Origin of the sequence: Streptomyces sp. NPDC020983, assembly GCF_044333485.1 — a bacterium.
Classification (GTDB): domain Bacteria; phylum Actinomycetota; class Actinomycetes; order Streptomycetales; family Streptomycetaceae; genus Actinacidiphila.
Map to the genome: position 1 here is coordinate 71,962 of NZ_JBIRRA010000016.1, position 19,361 is coordinate 91,322.

Genomic DNA, 19,361 nt, shown 5'->3' on the forward strand with positions numbered 1-19,361 from the left:
CATGAGCGCCAACAGCAGGTTGACCATTGCCGCCCACGCGCTGGCCTGGATCGGTCTCTACCAGCGCCAGGGCCATGAGGTCGCCACCTCCGAGCAGATCGCGGCCAGCGCGAACACCAACCCGGTGGTGATCAGGCGGCTGCTCGGCGAGCTGCGCAGGGCCGGGCTCGTGGAGTCCCGGCGGGGTGCGGGCGCGGGCTGGTCGCTGGCGCGCGAGCTGGGGTCGATGACCCTGCTCGACGTGTACGAGGCAGTGGAACCCGGCCCGCTGTTCGCAATGCACCGCACCACCCCGGACCAGGGATGCGTGGTGGGTTACGGCATCCAGCCGGCTATGCAGGGCGTCTACGAGGGCATCGAGGAGACCCTGAGACACGAGCTGGCCCGCGTCACGCTCGAGAACGTACTCCGGGACGTACTCGCGGCACCTCGCTAGCCTCCCCGTTACGCCCGGACATCACCGAGATCCCCATCCATGCCCAGGTCGGCGAACAGCCAGGCAGCCAGTCACGCCAAAGACGGTTGCAGTATCAGACCGTGTCCTACGAGCTCGTGACGTGATCTTGTTGAAGTGCCCTGGCCCGGCGTGACCGATGTGACGAGTCCGCCGTTCGGGAGGATGCGAGCACCCGGCCGTGGATCGTGGACGACGACCTGTGGGCGCTGATCGAGCCGCTGCTGCCGCCCTGGCCGGAGAAGTCGCCGGGTCCGCGGCCAACGGCGGACCGGCAACTCCTGCCGCCGGAGCTGGGGTTCGGTTCCGGACAGACCTGTTGGCGGCGCCTGGAGCGGTGGCAGCAGGCGGGGGTCTTCGACCAACTGCACCGCTCCCGCATCCGCGCGAAACCCTTCGGGGACGGCAACCGGATTCGGGTGGCAGGCGAAGCGCAGGACCGGCCTGCTGCGTTTCGGGAACGAGTGGTCGCGGGTTCGAATCCCGCCGGAGCCGCCGTGGCTCCGTAGCTCAGGGGCAGAGCACCGATTCTGCTCTTGCGGCAGGTACTCGCGGCGCCTTGCGGTCCGTCCGTCCGCCGGCGGCCCGGAATCTCTCTCCGGCCGGTCCCCCGGACCGCGGAATCACGGATTTCCCGCCTCGGAGCACGAAATCCCCTGGTGCCGCGTGCCGCAGGACCGCGCGTTCTCCGAAAAGGCAACCGACACGGCGAAGTTCGCCCGCACCCGTTCCGCACCCACCGGCCCCCTCCGCACCGACGGCACGACGACGACCTTCGAGGGCGGCGCCGCGTACCGGCGCGACGCCAGAAGCGAGCTGTTCCTCCTCGCCGCCGTGAACATGGCCGGCGAGGCCTCTTCTACGAGTCCGGCGACGCCCGCGACAACCGCTTCCGCGAGCTGGTGCACGCCGCGACGAAGGCCGATCCCGACTGGTTCGCGCGCTTCGTGCCGTACCTGCGCGGCGAGATGAACATGCGCTCGGCGGCGGTCGTGACGGCCGCCGAGTCCGCGCTCGCCCGCCGCGCCGGCGGCCTGCGCCGCGAAGCGGCCGTACCTCAACTCCGCGGGCCACGCCCCCGCCGCCCTCGACACCAGCGCACCCCACCGCTACGGGATCGGCGGCTTCAGCGACAAGCTCTTCACGATGATCGCCCTCCTGTCCCGGGGCCGCGGCGCCGGCTGGCCGTGGGAGTGGCTCCCGGGCGCGGGTCAGGCGCTCATGACCGGGTCGACGGTGACCGGGTCGGAGGTCTCGCCGGCGGCCAGCCTGAGGGTGAGCGGGACGAGGATCCGGGCCGTGCCGTCCGGCGGGGTGACGCTCAGGGACGTGAACGTCACCCCGCTGCCGTCCCCGGTGGCGGGCGTGAAGTGCAGCGTGAAGGACGCCGAGCCGCTCGCCGCCAGCCGGACGGTGGTGGGGGCCAGCGTGCTGCGCTCGGCACTGACCGTGCCGTCCTTGCCGGTCAGGTCCACGCCGGGGAAGCCGTACATCGTGCAGGCGCTCGACCCGGTGTTGCGCAGCACCACGACCGCGGCCCCGCTGCCCGCGGGACTCGCGCTCCCGGCCAGCTGCGCCCCGCGGCACGCAGCGCCGGCCGTGGACGTGCCCGAGGCGCTGGACGCGGGCCGCGCGGTGGTCCGGCCGGCCTGCGAGCCGGAGCCGTAGTGCGACAGCGACCGCGACTTCCTCGACTTGTGGCCGTGGCTCGTCCCGCTCGTGCTGTGGCAGCCGGCGAGCGTCCCCCCGGCGACGACGGCGGCGAGGACGACGACCGGCATGCTCCGGCTGCGCATGGTTTCTCCTGGGATCGGCGGGCCCGCCCCCGGGTGGGCAGGCGCTCCCCCCCACCGACGCGGGGCGCACCGGCGTCGTTCGCGGGCGCACGTGATCAGAACGCTTCTGTGACATGTCCGCCACACAGGGGAAGCCTCCGCGACCGGTCAGCTTTGGAGAAGCGCGCAGGTGGGGGCGTGACTACGGTCGAAGCATGAACTCCATCGAAGCTGTCATTCTCGACGCCGCGGACCCGGCGGCCGCCGAGCTGTTCTACGAGCGGGCCTTCGGGCTCGGCGAGCGGGTGCGGGTGCGGCCCGCCGAGGGGGTGGGGAGCGGCTTTCGCGGCTACACCCTGTCGCTCGTGGTGGCGCAGCCGTCGATCGTGCGGGGCCTGGTCGGTGCCGCGATCGACGCGGGGGCGTCGGAGGTCAAGCCGGTGACGAAGTCGCTGTGGGGGTACGGCGGGGTCGTGCGGGCACCCGACGGGGCGCTGTGGAAGATCGCGACGTCGGCGAAGAAGGACACCGGTCCGGACAGCCGGACGGTCGACGAGATGGTGCTGCTGCTCGGCGCCTCGGACGTGCTCGCGAGCAAGCGCTTCTACGTGGAGCAGGGGCTCCCGGTCGGCAAGAGCTTCGGCCGCAAGTACGTCGAGTTCGCGACCCCCGGCAGCGGCGTCAAGCTCGCCCTGTACGGCCGCCGCGCCCTGGCGAAGGACGCCGGGGTGCCGCCAGAGGGCGAGGGCCCGCACGGTCTGGCGATCGCCACGTCCGGCACCGGCGCCTTCACCGACCCGGACGGCTTCGCCTGGCAGCCGGCGGCGTGACCGCGCCGGGCGGCCCGGGGGCCGCGGCCGCCGGGCCCTGACCGCCCGCCCGGCGCGGAGGACCGGCGCCCGGCGGAGGGACGTCGGCGGCGAGCCGGGGAGCGCCGCCGTCGTGGAGGAGCGTGCCTCCGGCCCCTCGCGGCCCGCCGTTGGCGAACCGTTGGTGGTTTGTTGTCGGCGGCTCGTAGTTTTCCTTCCAGGCGGCGGGCGGGCCGGAGCCTGCCCCGCGAGCGGCCGGGGGACCGCCGCACACCGCACGGCCGCGGGCGGGCCAGGGCCCGGTCACGGGGCAGGCTCCGGCCCGCCCGCGACCGGCAGCACGCAAGGCAGCCGGCGGGCGGCGTCCGGACGCTCGCCGGTCATCGGGTCCGCGGGTCGGACGATCCGCGGTCACTCCCCCGCGAGACGGGCCTCGCGGGGTGGTGCGCCCTCGCGGCGGGCGGCCTGCGGGCCGAACGCCGCGAGGGCGTCGTCCAGGGCCGCGAGCCCGGCCAGGCACTCCTGCTCGCGCTGCGGGAGCAGGTGGAAGCGGGACAGGTCGAGGCAGGCCTGCCAGCACTCGCGCGCGGCCTCCCACTCGCCGAAGTGGTGGTGGGCGCGGGCGGTCACGGCCAGGCAGTCGGCCTCGCCGCCGTAGTCGCTCAACTGCCGCCGGATGGCCAGGGCCTCGCCGAGCGCGGCGAAGGCGTCGGCCCGCTCGCCGAGGTGCTGGAGCGCGGCGCCGTAGTTGGTCAGCAGGGTGGCCAGCGCGGTCGGCCGGCCCAGCGCGCGCAGCAACGGCAGCCGCCGGCGCTGCTGTTCGACGGCCCCGGCGTAGTCGCCGGCGAGCATGAGCGCGTCGGCGATCCGGCCCAGGACCAGCGACTCGCTGCCGGGCAGGTCCACCTGCCGGTAGAGCTCCTGGGAGCGCAGCGCGTACGCGAGTCCGGGCTCGGCGCGGCCGGCCTGGGTGTGCAGCGCGGAGATGTTGCCGAGGATGGAGGCCTGCGCGGTGATGTCCCCGGCCTGCTCGAAGAGCCCGAGGGCGATGCCGAGGTTCTCCAGGCACTCCTCGTTGCGGTAGGCCATGCCGTGCGCGACGGCGATCCGCCGGTAGAGCCAGGCCCGCCCCACCGTGTCGTCGTGCGCGACGGCGATCTCCAGGGCGGCGCGCAGCGCCGTGTCCCAGATGCCCGTCCACCAGTACGTGTCGCCGTAGCCGAAGAGGCCGACGGCCAGCCGCCAGGCGATGTCGGAGCGGCCGAGGGCGCCGGCCCGGACAATCGCGTGCTGGATGGCGGGGAGTTCGCGGACGTACCAGGCGAGCGCCTCGTGCGCGTCGGCGAAGGGCGGTGCCGGGGCCGCGGGGGGCTCGGCCAGCGGCGGGGGCGGCTGCGTCTCGCCCACGGTGATCCGCGAGGCCTCCTCCACCGCCGCCACGTACCAGGCCAGCAGCCGCAGTTCGGCCCGGGCGCGCTCCTCGGCGGGCTCCTCCGCGCGGACGCGCTCGGCCGCGTATTCGCCGAGCAGGTCGTGCATGCCGTACTGCTCCGGCGCCGGGCTCTGCACGAGGTGGACGTCGGTGAGCCGGTCCAGCAGCCGGGCGGCGTCGCGGACCGGCAGGGCGAGCAGGGCGGCGACCGCGTGCGGGGTCACCTCGTGCTCGGGCCACACCCCCAGCAGCCGGAAGGCGCGGGCGACGGCCCGCTCGTGCGGCAGGTCGCTGTCGCGCATGGCGACGTAGCTCATGCCGATCGTGGCCTCGACGTCCAGGCTGCCGACGGTCAGTTCGGGCAGCCGGCCGGCGCCGGAGGACAGCCGGCGGGCCAGCAGCGACAGCGGCCACCCGGGCCGGGAGGCGAGCCGGCCGCCGACGACGCTGAGCGCCAGCGGCAGCCCGCCGCACAGCGCCATGATGCCGGCCGCGGCCTCCGGCTCGTCCCGGACGCGCTCGGTCCCGCACAGGGCGGCCAGCAGCACCTGCTGGTCGGCGGGCGTGAGCGGCGCCAGCGGCAGCAGGACGGCGGCGGGCAGGTCGGTGAGGGTGTGCCGGCTGGTGACGACGACCGCGCAGCCGCCGCTGCCCGGAAGCAGCGGCAGGACCTGTGCGGCGTCCCGCGCGTTGTCCAGCACCAGCAGCATCCGGCGGTGGGCGAGGACGGTGCGGAAGAGCGCGGCGCAGTCGTCCATGTCGCCGGGCAGCGACTCCTCGCGCACCCCCAGGTCGGACAGGAAGCGGACGAGCAGGTCGCGCGGGCTGCGGCGGCCGCCGGGGCTGAAGCCGCGCAGGTCGGCGTAGAGCTGCCCGTCGGGGAAGTCCGCGTGCAGCAGGTGCGCGACGTGGACGGCCAGCGCGGTCTTGCCGACGCCGCCCATCCCCGAGACGACGACCGGGCGCGGCGCGCGGCCGGGCGTGTCCCGGCCGGCGCCGGCATCGGGGCGCAGCAGCTCCACCAGGCGGGCCACCTCCGTGTCCCGCCCGGTGAACAGGCCTGCCTGGCCGGGAAGTTGGTGCAGCGGCCGGAAGGCGGGGGCGGGCGGCCCGGCGGCGTCCGGCGGCTCCGGTACGGGCGCGGGCAGGTCCGCGGAGGCGTCCGCGGCCAGCACCGCCTGGTACGCCGCCCGGACCGCCGCCGACGGGTCGACGCCCAGCTCCTCGGCGAGCGTGGCCCGCAGCCGCGCGTAGACCTCCAGTGCCTCCGCCTGCCGGTGCGCGCCGTGCAGCGCCAGCATCAACTGCCGGTGCAGTCCCTCGCGGAGCGGGTGCTCGGCGGCGAGCGCGGTGAGCCGGCCGATGAGTTCGGCGCCGCGGCCCAGCGCGAGACCGGCGTCGAAGCCGCACTCCAGGGCCTGCAGCCGCGCTTCGGCCAGTTGCCGCACGACGGGCAGCTGCGGTTCCGCGTCCGCGAGTTCGGGCAGGTCGGCGAGCGGGGAGCCGCGCCACAGGGCGAGCGCGGCGGCGCTCTCCTCCGCCGCCGCGGACCAGTCCTGCCGCAGGTGCGCGGCGCGCGCGGCGTCCACGTGCCGCTGGAAGACCTCGACGTCGAGTTCGCCGTCGGCGACGTGCAGCCGGTAGCCGTGCGGCACCGCGGTGACGCGCTGCGGGGTGTCCCCGAGGAAGGCCAGCTGCCGCCGCAGCCGCGTCAGGTGGTTGAAGAGGGAGGCGTCGGCGGTGGCCGGCGGACTGGCGCCCCACAGCGCCTCCTTGAGAGCGTCTTTCGACACCGTCCGGTTGGCCGCCAGCAGAAGCGCGGCGAGCAGGACGCGGACCTTGCGGCCACCGACCGCCCGCTCCTGCGCCCCGTCGTGCACCAGCAGCGGCCCCAGCAGCCCGAACGTCGGCATCCTGCCCCCTTACCTGCGGACATTCTAGGCGCACCCGCGCCCGCCGCCCCGGGCACGAGTCCTCGGGCCGTCCGCGGAAGGCGCGGGTCCGCCCGTCGCGCCCACCGGCACGCGGGCGAAAGGGAGCCGCGCATTCCTGTGTCCCGTACCGGATTATCGGGGGGAGTGCTTCTTTGCAGCCGCCACACGACCGGCAGCGGGAAAGAAGGGCGGCCGGCACACCATTCGGGCCGCCGCGCGGACACCGCGCCGCCCGGGGCGGGATACCCGAATGCCGGTGTCATGGCCCGGGAGTACACTCCGCTCACCAGAACCGGACGCGTCTTCGAATACCTCGCACACGCGCGGTTCAGGGATTCATCGTTTGAGATCCCATGGGGGGATTAGTGTCAGAATCGCAGCCGGCCAGAGTCACGAGCCGCCGCCTCGTCGCGGTGTGCACCGCCGGCATTCTCTCCCTCGGCGCCTTCGCGCTGGGGACGAGCGCCCAGGCCGCAGAGCCGGGCGCGCACAGCTACACGCGGCCCGACGTCTCCACCAGCCAGGTGCCGCACTTCGAGTCGCCCTGGCAGGGGACGGCGACCAAGAGCCCGAAGCTGACGAGGTCCGGGACGGCGGACGCACCGACGGCCACTCCGTCGGACGCCACCGGCACCGTCACTCCCGCGCCGCAGCGCTACGACGTCGACGGCGACGGCATCGGGGACCAGCTCTTCCGGGCTCCCGACGGGACCCTGTACAACTCGCTGGCCACGCCGCCGGACGCCGAACTCCCGGCCGCGCCGGAGCAGTTCGTCGACCTCCTCACGCCCGGTGACCTGGACGGCGCGGCCGGCCCCGAGGTCCTCGCGACCACGGCGACCGGCAAGCTGGAGATGTTCACCGCGGCGAACTTCCCCAACAACCCGTCCTGGACCGGTTCCGGCTGGGGCGCCTACAACAAGCTCGTCGCGACGGACGACCTCACCGGTGACGGCAAGGCCGACATCATCGCCCGCGACTACAGCGGCAAGCTGTGGCTCTACGCGGGGACGGGCAGCGCGAGCGCCCCGTTCGAGGCCCGCGCCCTCGTCGGCTCCGGCTGGGGCATCTACGACCAGCTCACCAGCCCCGGCGACCTGAACGCCGACGGCATCAGCGACCTGGTGGGACGGGCGAGCGACGGCACGCTCTACTTCTACGCCGGCACGGGCGTGCCCAGCGCGCCCTACGCCGCGCGGACCGTCATCGGCAAGGGCTGGAACGCCTACAACCAGCTCGTGGGTCTCGGCAACGGCCCCTCGGGCAAGGGCGGGCTCTTCGCCCGGACGACCGACGGCACGATCTACACGTACCTCTCCAACGGCGCCGGCAACTTCAGCACGCGCCAGCCGAACGGCACCGGCTGGACGGTGGACCTGTTCGCCGGCTCCGGCGGCATCCCCGCCTGGGGCAAGAAGGAGCTGCTCGGCGAGACGTCCGACGGCACCCTGTGGTGGTACGGCGCCGACAACGCGGGCCACTTCACCCCGCGTGTACGGCTCGGCGACCCCGGCGGCTGGGCCGGCCAGTTCAACCTGACCTTCGCGAGCGCGCTGACCAGCGACGGGCGCGCGGACCTGCTGGAGCGCTACGGCAGCTACCTGTACAACGACTTCCTGGGCGTCGAGATCTCCAGCGGCTGGGGCAGCTACAACCTGGTCGTGGGCCCCGGTGACCTGAGCAACGACGGCAAGGGCGACCTGCTGGCCCGGGCCACCGACGGCAAGCTCTACCTCATCCGCGGGACGGGCAACGCCCAGACGTTCTCCAGCCGCATCCTGGTCGGCAGCGGCTGGGGCAGCTACAACACCCTCGTCGGCGCGGGCGACCTCAGCGGCGACGGGCGCGCGGACCTGCTGGCCCGCGACAGCACGGGCACGCTGTGGCTCTACAAGGGCACCGGCAACTCGGCGGCCCCCTTCGCCGCCCGCGTGAAGATCAGCTCCGGCTGGGGCGGCTTCAAGCAGCTCGCCGCCCCCGGCGACATGGACGGCGACGGCCGTTCCGACCTCCTCGTCGTCGACTCCACCGGCACCGCGTACTACTACCCCGCTTCCGGCACGGGCGGCTTCAAGGCCCGCGTCAAGGTGGGCACGGGCTGGGGCACGTACAAGAGGCTCTTCTGATCCACCCCGCTCCACGAGCGGCGCCCGCACCTCCGTGGTGCGGGCGCCGCTCGCGCCGTTCCGGCGCCCCCGCACCGCACCCCCGCGGGCTCCCGCGGGCCCGCCGCGAAGCAGTGCCCGTCCGGCCGCTGCCCCGGCGCCGGTCCCGGCGGTACGCTCCGTCCACGCTTTCTCCGGGGGGAGACCCGCACACGTGACACCTCACCGCCATCCGGCGTCCAGAGCCGCTCTGGCCGCATGCATCACCCTGATCCTCGGCGCCTCCGCCGTGACGTCCGCTCCCGCGCTGGCCGCGAGCGGCTCTCCGGCGGCGCCCACCGAACTCGCCGTCATCCCGCCGCACGACCCGGACGTCCCCGCGGCCGACCACGTCGTGGTCGCCGGGACCACCGGATTCCTGCACCAGCGCCAGGGGGTGGAGGGCTACCAGTGGACGGACGACGCGACGGGCACGTCCCACCCGGTGCCCGCGCTGGCCGGTGTGCCGCTCGCGAACGTCGTCCCGGCCGGCGGCGACGCCTTCGCCGTCACGGACACCGCCGGCGTGCTCAAGGTCGGCACGCCCGACCGCGACACCCTCACCAGCTACCCCCTCCCCGCCGGGTTCTCGCTCGTGGGCGTGGGCGTGGGCGGCACCCGGGCACTGATCGGCAGGCCCTACACGACCACCGGCCGCTCGCAGGTGGAGGTGCTGGACCTCGCGGCGGACGGCGGCACCACCGTCGTCCCGGTCACCGGCCTGCCCGACGGCGCCGTGCTCTCCGCCCCCGCCTCGACCGCCACGACGGACCACGCGGAGCACGGTGTGATCCGCTACCAGCAGGAGGCCGGGGGCCCGCTCCAGTACTCCCTGGTGGACCTCGGCACCGGCGAGGCGACCGACATCCCCGGCCCCGACGTCCCCGCGCAGGTGCTCCTGACGCCGTCCGACATCGCGTGGAGGCAGACGGTCGAGGGCACCGTGGTGGTCGACATGCTGCCGGTGAGCGCCGTCCTCGACGGCTCGGCCTCCTCCGCGTCCCTCGCGGAGGTGACCGTCACCCCGTACGCGCCCTACGCCTTCGTGCCGGTCGGCGGCCACCTGCTGACGCAGCGGACGCAGGCTTTCCCGTCCGATCCGGCCGGCACACTGCTGCCCCTCGTCGACAACCCGTTCGACGGCGGCCCGGCGACGACCCTCCTGGGCTCGGGAACCGGCGCACCCGTCGCCGCCTCCGACGGCTCGGTGGTGGCGGTCGGCGGCAAGGACGCCACCGTGTCGGCGGTGCACCGCTTCACGCCCGCCGCGGACGGCACCCTGACGGACACCACCGTCCTCCCGCTGCCGCCCGCGCCGTCCGCCAACGCCGGACTCGCCGTGGCCCACGGATTCCTGCGGCACGTCGAAGCCCTCCCGCAGGCGGGGACCGACCCGGTGCTGCGGCTGTACAGCCACGCCCTCGCCGCGGACTCCGACACCTCCGGGAACCCGCCGTTCTCCACCAGCACCCTGACGCTGCCCGCCGACACGCAGATGTGCGAGGAGGGACGGATCTGCGTGCGCACGGTGGACGGCAACATGTACGGCCCGTCCTACCTCGCGGGGACGACGCTCCACGCGGGCACCTGGTCCGTCGGCACGCCCCTCCCGATCGACCGGATCGTCGACGCGTCCCTGCACTACCAGCTGGTCGACAGCGGGACGACCCAGTACGTCGTCGACTCGTCCGGGCTGACCGTCACCGGCGGGCCGATCACCGGCGCGGCCCTGTGGAACGACACCTTCTGGCAGGCGCCCGCGAGCGAGCCGGTCGGCACCGTCACGGTCACCAGCCTGACCGCTCAGCCAAACCCCAGGGTCATCCGCTCCGTCGCGACCTTCGCGCCCTGCCGCGCCACCGAACTCCAGGTCGCCCAGCACTGGCTGTACTGGTCGTGCGGCACATCCGGCCCGGCGGGCGTGTACGACCTGAACAGCGGCGCCCGTATCCCCGTCCCCGCCGGGCAGGCCCTGCTCGGCGACGGCTACCTCGTGACGCACGACGCCGCCACGCACCAGCTGACGATGACGGACTTCCACACCGGCACCGCCGCGGCTCCCCTCAAGCTCGCCGACGTCCCCGACTCCCCGCTCGCCGACGACCGCGGCATCACCTTCGCCGTCGACCGCTACAGCGACGCCGTCGCCTACGTCACCGCCGACCGCAACGTCCACGTCCTCGCCACCGGCGTCCCCGCCTCCGCACCCACCGCCACCTCCACGCCGTCCAGCGACGGCGTGTACCCGCGGGACCCCGGGCTGCCCGGCTGGGGCGAGAGCATCGCCCTGAGCCGGCCGGTGGTCTCCTGGCAGGTGACGGTCACGAACGGCGCCACCGGCGCGACGGCCGCCCGGTTCACCGGCGGACCGAGCCGGGAACTGCTGGCGTTCACCTGGGACGGGAAGCTGCCCGACGGCCGCATGGCACCCAGCGGCCGCTACGCCTGGCGGCTCGACGTGACCGTACCGGGCGGCACCTCGCCGGTCTTCGCCACCGGCGGCATCGTCACGGTGGCCTGCGGAACCGCGATCTACCGCGGCTACAACTGCTGGAACCAGCAGTCCGTGCTGGCCCTCTTCCCCGGCGACGGCAGCATGCACCTGGGCCACTGGTACAGCGCGACCGTCGACGGCCGCCTCGTGATGTGGGGCTCCGGCGGGGACTGGGACCTGGGCGGGAACACCTGGCAGGTCAACGCCGTCGTCCCCTTCGGCGACTTCAACGGGGACGGCTTCAACGACATGCTGGTGCGCGACGGTTCGGGCGCGCTGACCGCGGTGCTCGGCGACGGGTGGTCGGGCCTCTCACCCGACGACAGCACCGTCAAGCACGTCCGCGTCGGCTCCGGCTGGAACACCTACAACCTCATGCAGTCCGTGAGCGACCTCAACAAGGACGGCCACGACGACCTGATCGCCCGCGACACCTCCGGCGTGCTGTGGTTCTACGCCGGGACCGGCAAGTCGTCCTTCGCCCCGCGGGTGAAGATCGGCCCCGGCTGGCAGAGCTACCCGCGGATCGTCGCGGTCGCCGACGTCACCGGCGACACGGTCGGCGACGTCGTCGCCGTGGACGCCTCCGGCGCCATGTGGCGCTACGACGGCCGCGGCAACGGCACCCTGCGCCCCCGCGTCCGGACCGGCACCGGCTGGCAGGCCTACAACGCCCTCATCGGCATCGGCGACCTCAACCACGACGGCCGCAACGACCTCGTCGCCCGCGACGCCAAGGGCGTGCTGTGGCGCTACGACGGCCGCGGCAACGGCACCTTCCGCCCCCGCGTCCAGATCGGCGTCGGCTGGTCCTCCCTGCGCCTGTACTGACCCGTCCCCGGCACGTCGCCGCAAGGGCGCCCGCACCCCGCAACGGTGCGGGCGCCCTTGCGCACGGCAGGCGGGCGACGAACAGCCGCCGTCCCCCAGCTGACCTGGTGCTACGCTCCGTTCACCTTTCTCCGGGGGGAGACCCGCACACGTGACACCGCACCACCGTTCCGCGTCCGGAACGGCTCTGGCCGCATGCATCACCCTGGTTCTCGGCGCCTCCGCCGTGACCTCCGCCCCCGCGTCCGCGACGGACAGCACACCGGCGGCACCGACCGAGATCACCGTCGTCCCGCCGGTCGACCGCGTCCTGACGGCCGACCGTCTCGTGGCCGCAGGTACGACGGGCTTCCTGCACCGGCGGCAGGGGGTGGACGGCTACCAGTGGACCGACGACGCCACCGGGAACAGCCACCGGGTCCCCGTCCTCGACGGGATCCCATTGGCGAACGTCGTCCCGGCCGGCGGCGACGCCTTCGCCGTGACGGACACCCCCGGCGTACTCAAGGTCGGCACGCCCGACCGCGACAGCCTCACCGCCTACCCGCTCCCCGCCGGCTTCACGGTCGTGAGCGTCGCCGGGGACGGCACCCGCGCGCTGCTCGGCAGCTACGTGAACACGACCGTTCCCGCGCGGTCGGACGTCGAGATCCTGGACCTGGCGGCGGACGGCGGCACCACCGTCGTTCCGGTCACCGGCCTGCCGGACGGCGCGTACCTGTCGAACCCCCTGCTCAGCGCCACGACGGACCACGCGCACCGGGGTGCGGTGCGCTACCAGGACGGCGGGCCGGGAGGCGCATCCCACTACGCGCTGGTGGACCTCGACACAGGCGCGGCCACCACCGCCCCCGTCACGACCGTTCCCATGAAACCGGTCCTGACGCCGACGGACCTGGAGTGGTCGAGCGGCACGGTGGCCTCGATGCTGCCGGTGAGCGCCCTCCTGGACGGCTCGGCGTCCGGAACACCCGCGACGGTCACGCTCAGGACCGGCAGCACGCCGCAGACCCTCGTTCCGCTCGGTGATCGCCTGCTGACCGGGCCTCTGCTGGCGGACGACGAGCTGACCGGCAAAGCGGGCTCCCTGGTGGACTATCGCTTCTCGGACGGCACCGTTGCCGTCGCGCTGGGCACGGCCTTCGGAAACCCGCTCGCGGCTTCGGACGGCTCCGTGCTGGCGGTCGGCAGCAAGAGCCCCACCGTCTCGGTGGTCACCCGCTACCGGCTCACAGCTGAGGGGGCTCTGAACTCCACCACCGTCCTGACCCTGCCGCCCCTGCCGTCCGCCAACGCCGGGCTGTCCATGGCCCACGGCGTCCTGCGGCACGTCGAGAGCCTCCCGCCGCTCGGAGCGGGATCGCAGATGACGGTGCGCCCCACCGCAGTCGCCGCGGGCTCCGACCCCTATCCCGGTGCCGCCACCAACCTGCCCGCCACCGCGCAGCTGTGCGAGGCCGGGCAGACCTGCGCGCGCACGATCGACGGCAACACGTACGGCCCGTCCTACCTCGACACCCGCGCCGACGGGCAGACGATTCTCCGTGCGGGCAGCCAGGCCACCACGATGCCCTTCACGGGCGGCCGGCTCATCGACGCGTCCTTCCGCTACCAACTGGTCGCCGGTCCGGACACCCTGTACGCCGTCAGGTCCTCCGACGGCGCCACCGTCCTGAGCGGGCCGGTCACCGGCGCGGCGCTGTGGAACAACACGCTCTGGCAAGCGCCGGTGGACAAGGCGGTCGGCACCGTCACCGCCACGGACCTCGGCGCCGCCACCCCCGCGGTCGTCCGTACCGTCGCCACGGGAGCGGACTGCCGTGCGACCGAGATCCAGGTCGCCCAGCACTGGCTGTACTGGTCGTGCGGCGCCACCGGTGCCGCGGGCGTGTACGACCTGGACAGCGGCGCCCGTATCCCCGTCCCCGCCGGGCAGGCCCTGCTCGGCGACGGCTACCTCGTGACGCACGACGCCGCCACGCACCAGCTGACGATGACGGACTTCCACACCGGCACCGCCGCGGCCCCCCTGGCCCTGGCCGACGTCCCCGACTCCCCGCTCGCCGACGACCGCGGCATCACCTTCGCCGTCGACCGCTACAGCGACGCCGTCGCCTACGTCACCGCCGACCGCAACGTCCACGTCCTCGCCACCGGCGTCCCCGCCTCCGCACCCACCGCCACCTCCACCGCCACCGCCACCGCCACGCCGTACAGCGACGCCGTGTACCCGCGGAACGCGACTCCCTGGGGCCAGAGCATCCTGCTCGACCGGCCGGTGACGTCCTGGCAGGTGACCGTCACGGACGCGAGGACCGGCGCGACCGGGGCCCTCGTCACCGGCGGGCCTCTGCGCCAACTGCTGAGGTTCACCTGGGACGGGAAGCTGCCCGACGGCCGCATGGCCCCGAGTGGCAGCTACACCTGGCGACTTGACGTGACCGCCCAGGACGGTACGTCCACGGCGGGCGTCCTGTCCGGCACCGTGCGGGTGAGGTGCGGGGCCTCGGTCTACCGCGCCTACGACTGCGACAACGCGCAGGCGTTGTACACGCTGCGGCCGAACGGCACCTACCGGTACTCCGGCCACTGGTACCGCGCCACGGGCGACGGCCGTCTCACGGACTCCGGCGGCTCCTCGGACTGGTACCCCGGCAGCGGCCCGACAGAGACCAACGCCCTCGTGCCCTTCGGCGACTTCAACGGAGACGGCTACAACGACCTGCTGGTACGCGACGGTTCCGGACACCTGCACTCCTACTCCGGTGACGGGACTTCGTACCTCGGCGGCTACACCCAGGCCCAGCGCTTCCAGATCGGCTCCGGCTGGAACGCCTACAACCTCATGCTGTCCGTGGGCGACCTGAACATGGACGGCCACGACGACCTGGTCGCCCGCGACGCCTCCGGCGTGCTGTGGTTCTACGCCGGAAGCGGCTACGCCACATTCGCCCCCCGCGTGCAGATCGGCACCGGCTGGCAGAACTACAGCCGGATCGTCGCCGTGGGCGACCTCAACGCCGACGGCCGCGGCGACATCGTCGCCGTGGACGCCTCCGGCGCGATGTGGCGCTACTTCGGCAACACCCACGGCGGCTTCCTGCCCCGCACGCAGACCGGCACCGGCTGGCAGGCCTACAACGCCCTCATCGGCATCGGCGACCTCAACCGCGACGGCCGCAACGACCTCGTCGCCCGCGACGCCAGCGGCGTGCTGTGGCGCTACGACGGCCGCGGCGACGGCACCTTCCGCCCCCGCGTCCAGATCGGCACCGGCTGGTCCTCCCTGCGCCTGTACTGAGCCGTCCCCGGCACGCGGGGCCCCGGACCGTGCGGTCCGGGGCCCCGCTCGTTCCCGGCCCCTGCCCTGCGCGCCCAGCTCAGGACGCAGGGGGAGCCGTCCCCGCCCCGGCCCACGCACGCGCGCCACGGTCCACAACCGCTCACGCGCGAGAGGGAGTTGCTCCGGCAGGCGTCCGTGACCGGCGGGGGTTACCCCCACCTGCTTTCCGGTTGGCCGCCCCAGCGCCCCGGCCCCCGCCGCTGCGGCATCGTGAGCTGCACGGAAAGGGCGCATCCGGCCCCTCCGCGACCGGCGGCCGCACGCAGCGGCGGCCGGGCCGACGATGAACGGACACGGGGAGAAGAACGTGATCAGGCACAAGCGCACGCTGGGCGGGGCACTCGCACTGGCCGTGGCGGCGGGCATCGTGGCGGCCACACTCCCGGCGAGCGCGGCCGCCGCCGCGCCGTCCGGCCGTGCCGCCGCGGACACCGGGCTGCGGACCGTCCTCCAGCGGCTGACCACCGTCGACGGCGGCCCCGGCGCGCTCGTCGAGGTGCGGGACCGGCACGGCAGATCGGTGCTGACCAGCGGTGTCGCGGACGTGCGGAGCGGGGCCCCGATGCGCGGTGACAGCCGGTTCCGGATCGGCAGCATGACCAAGCCCTTCGTGGCGACGGTCGTCCTGCAGCTCGTGGGCGAGCACCGCGTCGTCCTGGACGCGCCGGTGGAGCGCTACCTGCCCGGTGTCGTCCGCGGCCCCGGCGGCGACGGACGGGCCGTCACCGTACGGCAGCTGCTCCAGCACACCAGCGGCCTGCCCGACTACCTCGACTCCCTCGACCCGCGGGAGGTTCTCGGCGACCCGCTCGCCCACCACGACACCCGCGACCTGGTGGAGCTGGCCCTCGCCGGCCCCCCGACCCTCCCGGCCCCCGGCGACGGCTGGGACTACTCCAACACCAACTACCTGCTGGCCGGGATGATCATCGAGAAGGTGACCGGCCACCCCTACGGCGAGGAGATCCGGCGCCGCATCATCACCCCGCTCGGGCTGACCACGACCTCGGTACCGGGCGACTCCCCGGTGATCCCCGGCCCGCACCCGCGCGGCTACGTACGGCCGGGCGCGGACGCGCCGCTCGTGGACACCACCGCGATCAACCCCTCCGTCGCGGGCGCGTCCGGCGAGATGATCTCCAGCGCGGGCGACCTCGACCGCTTCCTCGCCGCGCTCCTGGGCGGTCGCCTGCTGCGCCCCGCCGAGCTGGCGGAGATGACGTCGGTCCGCGCCACCGGCGACACCGGCCGGGAGTACGGCCTCGGCCTGGAGCGCCGGGAACTGCCCTGCGGCGGCACCTACTGGGGCCACGGCGGCGACATCTTCGGCTACGAGACCGCGGGCGGCGCCACCGCCGACGGCCGGCAGGCCACCGTCATGGTGAACGTCGACCCGGGCGGCACCGACGCCCAGGACACCGACATGCGCGCCGCCGTCGAGACGGCGCTCTGCGCGGGCCCTGGCGCCTGATCAGGCCCGCGGCGCGTAGCCGTGCAGGAAGGCCCGCACCCCGGCGGTGACCATCGCGCGGCACGCGGCGGGGTCGGCGAGGTCCGCGCGGTCGGTGAAGTTGTCGGCGGAGGCGAGCAGCATGAGGTGGCCGGCCGCGCGCAGGGGGTCGCCGACCACCAGGTCGCCCCGGGCGGCGAGGGCGCTCAGCTTGTCGGCGAGCGCGCGGCGGGTGCGGACGGGGCCGGTCTCACGCCACAGCTCCAGCGCGGCGGGCGGGATGTGCTCGGCCTCGGCTCCGACCTGGCGGACCAGGGCGAAGTGCGGGGCGAGGTCGGAGGAGAGCACGCCGAGCCAGGCCAGGCCGAAGTCGACCAGGTCCTGTTCGAGGTCGACGACCTTGCCCAGGTGGCGGTCGATGAAGTCGATCATCGTGTCCGCGGCGCGCCGGGTGCTCTCCTGGATGACCACCTGGAAGAGCTCGGCCTTGTCGGTGAAGTGGTTGTAGATGGTGCGGTTGGACACGCCCGCCTCCGCGGCGATCGCGTCCAGGCTCGCCCGGGTGTAGCCGTCGCGGGCGAACAGCTTCAGCGCCCCCGCCAGGATCGCCCGCCGCTTGTCGGGCTGCCCCGCCGGCTTCCGCCTGGCGGCCGCTCCGCCCCGCGCGGCCGCACCGGCCGGCACGCCGTTCGGGGCGGCACACGAACTCTTCTTCTCCGTCACGCCGCCGAGGCTACTCCACCCACCGCACCGATTACACCGATCGTTGCAATAGATGCACCGACAGATGTACCGTCTACACCGATCGGTGCAACCCCTTCTGCTGAGGAGCCCGCCATGACCAGGATCGGCATCGTCGTCGGCACCACCCGCCCCGGCCGCCGCGGCCACGCCGTCGCCGCCTGGATCGCCGCCGCGGCCGCCCGCCGGCACCCGGACGCCGACTTCGAGATCGTCGACCTGGCCGACTTCGGCCTGCCGCTGCTCGACGAGGAGCTGCCCGCCATGGCCGGCCGGTACGCCCACCCCCACACCCGCCGCTGGGCCGACGCGATCGCCCGCCTCGACAGCTTCGTGTTCGTCACCCCCGAGTACAACCACTCCGTCCCCGGCGCGCTGAAGAACGCCCTGGACTTCCTCTACGCCGAGTGGAACGACAAGGCCGCCGGGGTGGTCAGCTACGGCGTGCACGGCGGTACGCGGGCAGCCGAGCACCTGCGGCTGATCCTGTCCGAGCTGCGGGTCGCCACCGTCCGCTCCCAGGTCGCGCTGTCCCTGCGCGACGACTTCACCGCCCCCGCCGCCGAAGGCCCCGCCACGACCGCGGTCGCGCCCGACCCGCACACGCACGGCCCGCTCGGCGCCCTGCTGGACGACGTCCTGAGCTGGTCCCGCGCACTGGAGCCGGTCCGCGAGGGGGTCCCCGCGTGACTGCCGCCGACGCCGCCCGCGGCACCTTCACCGCCCTCTCCCCCGCCGAACTGGACGCGCTGGCCGCCGCCGTCGCCTCCGGCGCGCCCCTGGTCGCCGGACTCGGCGAGTCCACCCGCTTCGCCCACGAGACCTTCACCGTCCGCGACCTGATCTCCCGTCGACTGGTCGGCGAGCACGGCTACCGTGAGCTGGCCGTCCAGGATGACGCGGCCGCCGGTGCGCGGCTCGACGCGTACGCGAACGGCGGCCCGGGCACCGCCGCGGACGCGCTGGACGGGGCCTGGCGTCCCTGGCGCACCGCCGAGACGTCGGCCGCCCTGGAGTGGATCCGCGGCTTCAACCAGGCCCACCCCGGCGACCCCGTCCGCATCTTCGGCGTCAAGCCCACCCACGCGCGCCCCGCCGACTACGACGCCGTACTCGACCACGTCCGCCGCACCGCGCCCGGGCGACTGGCCGAACTGGCCGCCCATCTGGAGCCGATCCGCACCGCCCACGTCCTCGACGAGCACGTGCAGCGCGCCCGCGGCCTGCACCCCGGCCGGCCCTTCGCCGAGCACGCCCGCGCCGCCCTCGCACTCGTCGCGGAACTGCCCGGGGACGCGCCCGGGAAGGCGGCCGCCGACCGGATGCGGCTGATCGCCGACTTCCACGAGCGCAGCGTCGCCGGACGGGCCAACTACGCCGGCGACGCCGTGGCCTGGTCCGGGGCGATCGCCGACCGGCAGCGGCGCACGGGCCGCCGCGTCGTCTACTGGGACGGCATCGCCCACACCTGCGCGGCCCCCGCGGCCCTCGGGGCGGTCCCCGAGCAGGGGCCGCAGCCCACCGTCGGCAGCCTCCTGCGCGAGCGGTACGGCGCCCGCTACGTGTCGGTGGCGATCGGTTTCCACCACGGCGACCTCGGTGCCGCCGAGGTTCCCGCCCCCGCGCCGGACCGGCTCGACGCCCGGTTGTCCGCGGCCGCCCAGGGCAGCCCGGCGCACTGGCTCGACCTACGCGAGCCGCGGGCGGCGCGGGCGTGGTCCGGCCCGGCGACGGCCCGCGTCATCAGCGGCGTCTACACCCCGGCCCGCGACGCGGCCGAGCACCTCGCGGTCGCGTCGCTGCCCGGCGCCTTCGACGTCCTGGTCCACCTGCACCGCGTCTCGGCGGTGCGGCCCCTGCCCTGACCGTGCCTGCCCTCCCCGGCCGCACCCGACCGGGGCGTTATCCCGGGGCCGCGCCGGGGCCGACGCGCTAGAGTACGGGTGTGCGCCGT

12 protein-coding genes and 1 pseudogene are annotated in these 19,361 nt (G+C 74.5%); 9 read left to right on the forward strand and 4 right to left on the reverse strand.

Going from position 1 to position 19,361, the window contains the following annotated elements; genetic code table 11:
• Position 1: 1 nt before the first annotated feature.
• Positions 2-436, forward strand: coding sequence for an Rrf2 family transcriptional regulator (locus ACH4SE_RS30435; RefSeq protein WP_398546741.1), 435 nt, complete (start codon positions 2-4; stop codon positions 434-436).
• A 239-nt stretch (positions 437-675) separates the two neighbouring features.
• Positions 676-825, forward strand: a pseudogene (locus ACH4SE_RS30440) (transposase); the annotation flags it as partial.
• Positions 826-1,077: 252 nt separating this feature from the next.
• On the opposite strand, the gene ACH4SE_RS30445 reads toward ACH4SE_RS30440, so the two are convergent.
• Entirely contained in the window at positions 1,078-1,515 is a 438-nt protein-coding gene (locus tag ACH4SE_RS30445) for a hypothetical protein (RefSeq protein ID WP_398546742.1), read from the reverse strand.
• 150 nt (positions 1,516-1,665) lie between these two features.
• Positions 1,666-2,250, reverse strand: a complete 585-nt coding sequence (locus tag ACH4SE_RS30450; protein WP_398546743.1) for a DUF4232 domain-containing protein — start codon at positions 2,248-2,250, stop codon at positions 1,666-1,668.
• A 194-nt stretch (positions 2,251-2,444) separates the two neighbouring features.
• Here ACH4SE_RS30450 and ACH4SE_RS30455 point away from each other — a divergent pair, with 194 nt between their 5' ends.
• A complete protein-coding gene (locus ACH4SE_RS30455; protein ID WP_398546744.1) occupies positions 2,445-3,059 on the forward strand; it encodes a glyoxalase in 615 nt (204 codons plus the stop codon).
• 390 nt (positions 3,060-3,449) lie between these two features.
• On the opposite strand, the gene ACH4SE_RS30460 is transcribed toward ACH4SE_RS30455, so the two are convergent.
• Positions 3,450-6,383, reverse strand: a complete 2,934-nt coding sequence (locus ACH4SE_RS30460) for an AfsR/SARP family transcriptional regulator (RefSeq protein ID WP_398546745.1) — start codon at positions 6,381-6,383, stop codon at positions 3,450-3,452.
• Positions 6,384-6,769: 386 nt separating this feature from the next.
• Here ACH4SE_RS30460 and ACH4SE_RS30465 point away from each other — a divergent pair, with 386 nt between their 5' ends.
• The 4 genes from ACH4SE_RS30465 to ACH4SE_RS30480 all read left to right on the forward strand — a co-directional run bounded on the left by ACH4SE_RS30465 (position 6,770) and on the right by ACH4SE_RS30480 (position 16,687).
• Positions 6,770-8,530 (forward strand): FG-GAP repeat domain-containing protein, encoded by a 1,761-nt coding sequence (locus ACH4SE_RS30465; RefSeq protein WP_398546746.1) that lies wholly within the window; start codon positions 6,770-6,772, stop codon positions 8,528-8,530.
• Between the two features lie 193 nt (positions 8,531-8,723).
• Positions 8,724-11,873, forward strand: coding sequence for an FG-GAP-like repeat-containing protein (locus tag ACH4SE_RS30470; RefSeq protein ID WP_398546747.1), 3,150 nt, complete (start codon positions 8,724-8,726; stop codon positions 11,871-11,873).
• 151 nt (positions 11,874-12,024) lie between these two features.
• Positions 12,025-15,174, forward strand: a complete 3,150-nt coding sequence (locus ACH4SE_RS30475; RefSeq protein ID WP_398546748.1) for an FG-GAP-like repeat-containing protein — start codon at positions 12,025-12,027, stop codon at positions 15,172-15,174.
• A 349-nt stretch (positions 15,175-15,523) separates the two neighbouring features.
• A complete protein-coding gene (locus ACH4SE_RS30480) occupies positions 15,524-16,687 on the forward strand; it encodes a serine hydrolase domain-containing protein (RefSeq protein ID WP_398546749.1) in 1,164 nt (387 codons plus the stop codon).
• Here the strand turns inward: ACH4SE_RS30480 and ACH4SE_RS30485 are convergent, their stop codons facing one another.
• Positions 16,688-17,389, reverse strand: a complete 702-nt coding sequence (locus tag ACH4SE_RS30485) for a TetR/AcrR family transcriptional regulator (RefSeq protein ID WP_398546750.1) — start codon at positions 17,387-17,389, stop codon at positions 16,688-16,690.
• Between the two features lie 114 nt (positions 17,390-17,503).
• Here ACH4SE_RS30485 and ACH4SE_RS30490 point away from each other — a divergent pair, with 114 nt between their 5' ends.
• Positions 17,504-18,097: an NADPH-dependent FMN reductase gene (locus ACH4SE_RS30490; RefSeq protein ID WP_398546751.1), complete on the forward strand. Its 594-nt coding sequence runs from the start codon at positions 17,504-17,506 to the stop codon at positions 18,095-18,097.
• The gene (locus ACH4SE_RS30495) at positions 18,094-19,272 is read left to right on the forward strand and encodes an erythromycin esterase family protein (protein ID WP_398546752.1); all 1,179 of its coding nucleotides are present in this window, start codon (positions 18,094-18,096) and stop codon (positions 19,270-19,272) included. The genes ACH4SE_RS30490 and ACH4SE_RS30495 overlap by 4 nt, the downstream gene beginning before the upstream one ends.
• Positions 19,273-19,361 lie beyond the last annotated feature (89 nt).

What these genes read in the sequence shown, in the direction of transcription:
- ACH4SE_RS30435 (WP_398546741.1), top strand. Translation starts at nt 2, where the DNA reads ATGAGCGCCAACAGCAGGTTGACCATTGCCGCCCACGCGCTGGCCTGG.
- ACH4SE_RS30450 (WP_398546743.1), bottom strand. Translation starts at nt 2,250, where the DNA reads ATGCGCAGCCGGAGCATGCCGGTCGTCGTCCTCGCCGCCGTCGTCGCC.
- ACH4SE_RS30455 (WP_398546744.1), top strand. Translation starts at nt 2,445, where the DNA reads ATGAACTCCATCGAAGCTGTCATTCTCGACGCCGCGGACCCGGCGGCC.
- ACH4SE_RS30460 (WP_398546745.1), bottom strand. Translation starts at nt 6,383, where the DNA reads ATGCCGACGTTCGGGCTGCTGGGGCCGCTGCTGGTGCACGACGGGGCG.
- ACH4SE_RS30490 (WP_398546751.1), top strand. Translation starts at nt 17,504, where the DNA reads ATGACCAGGATCGGCATCGTCGTCGGCACCACCCGCCCCGGCCGCCGC.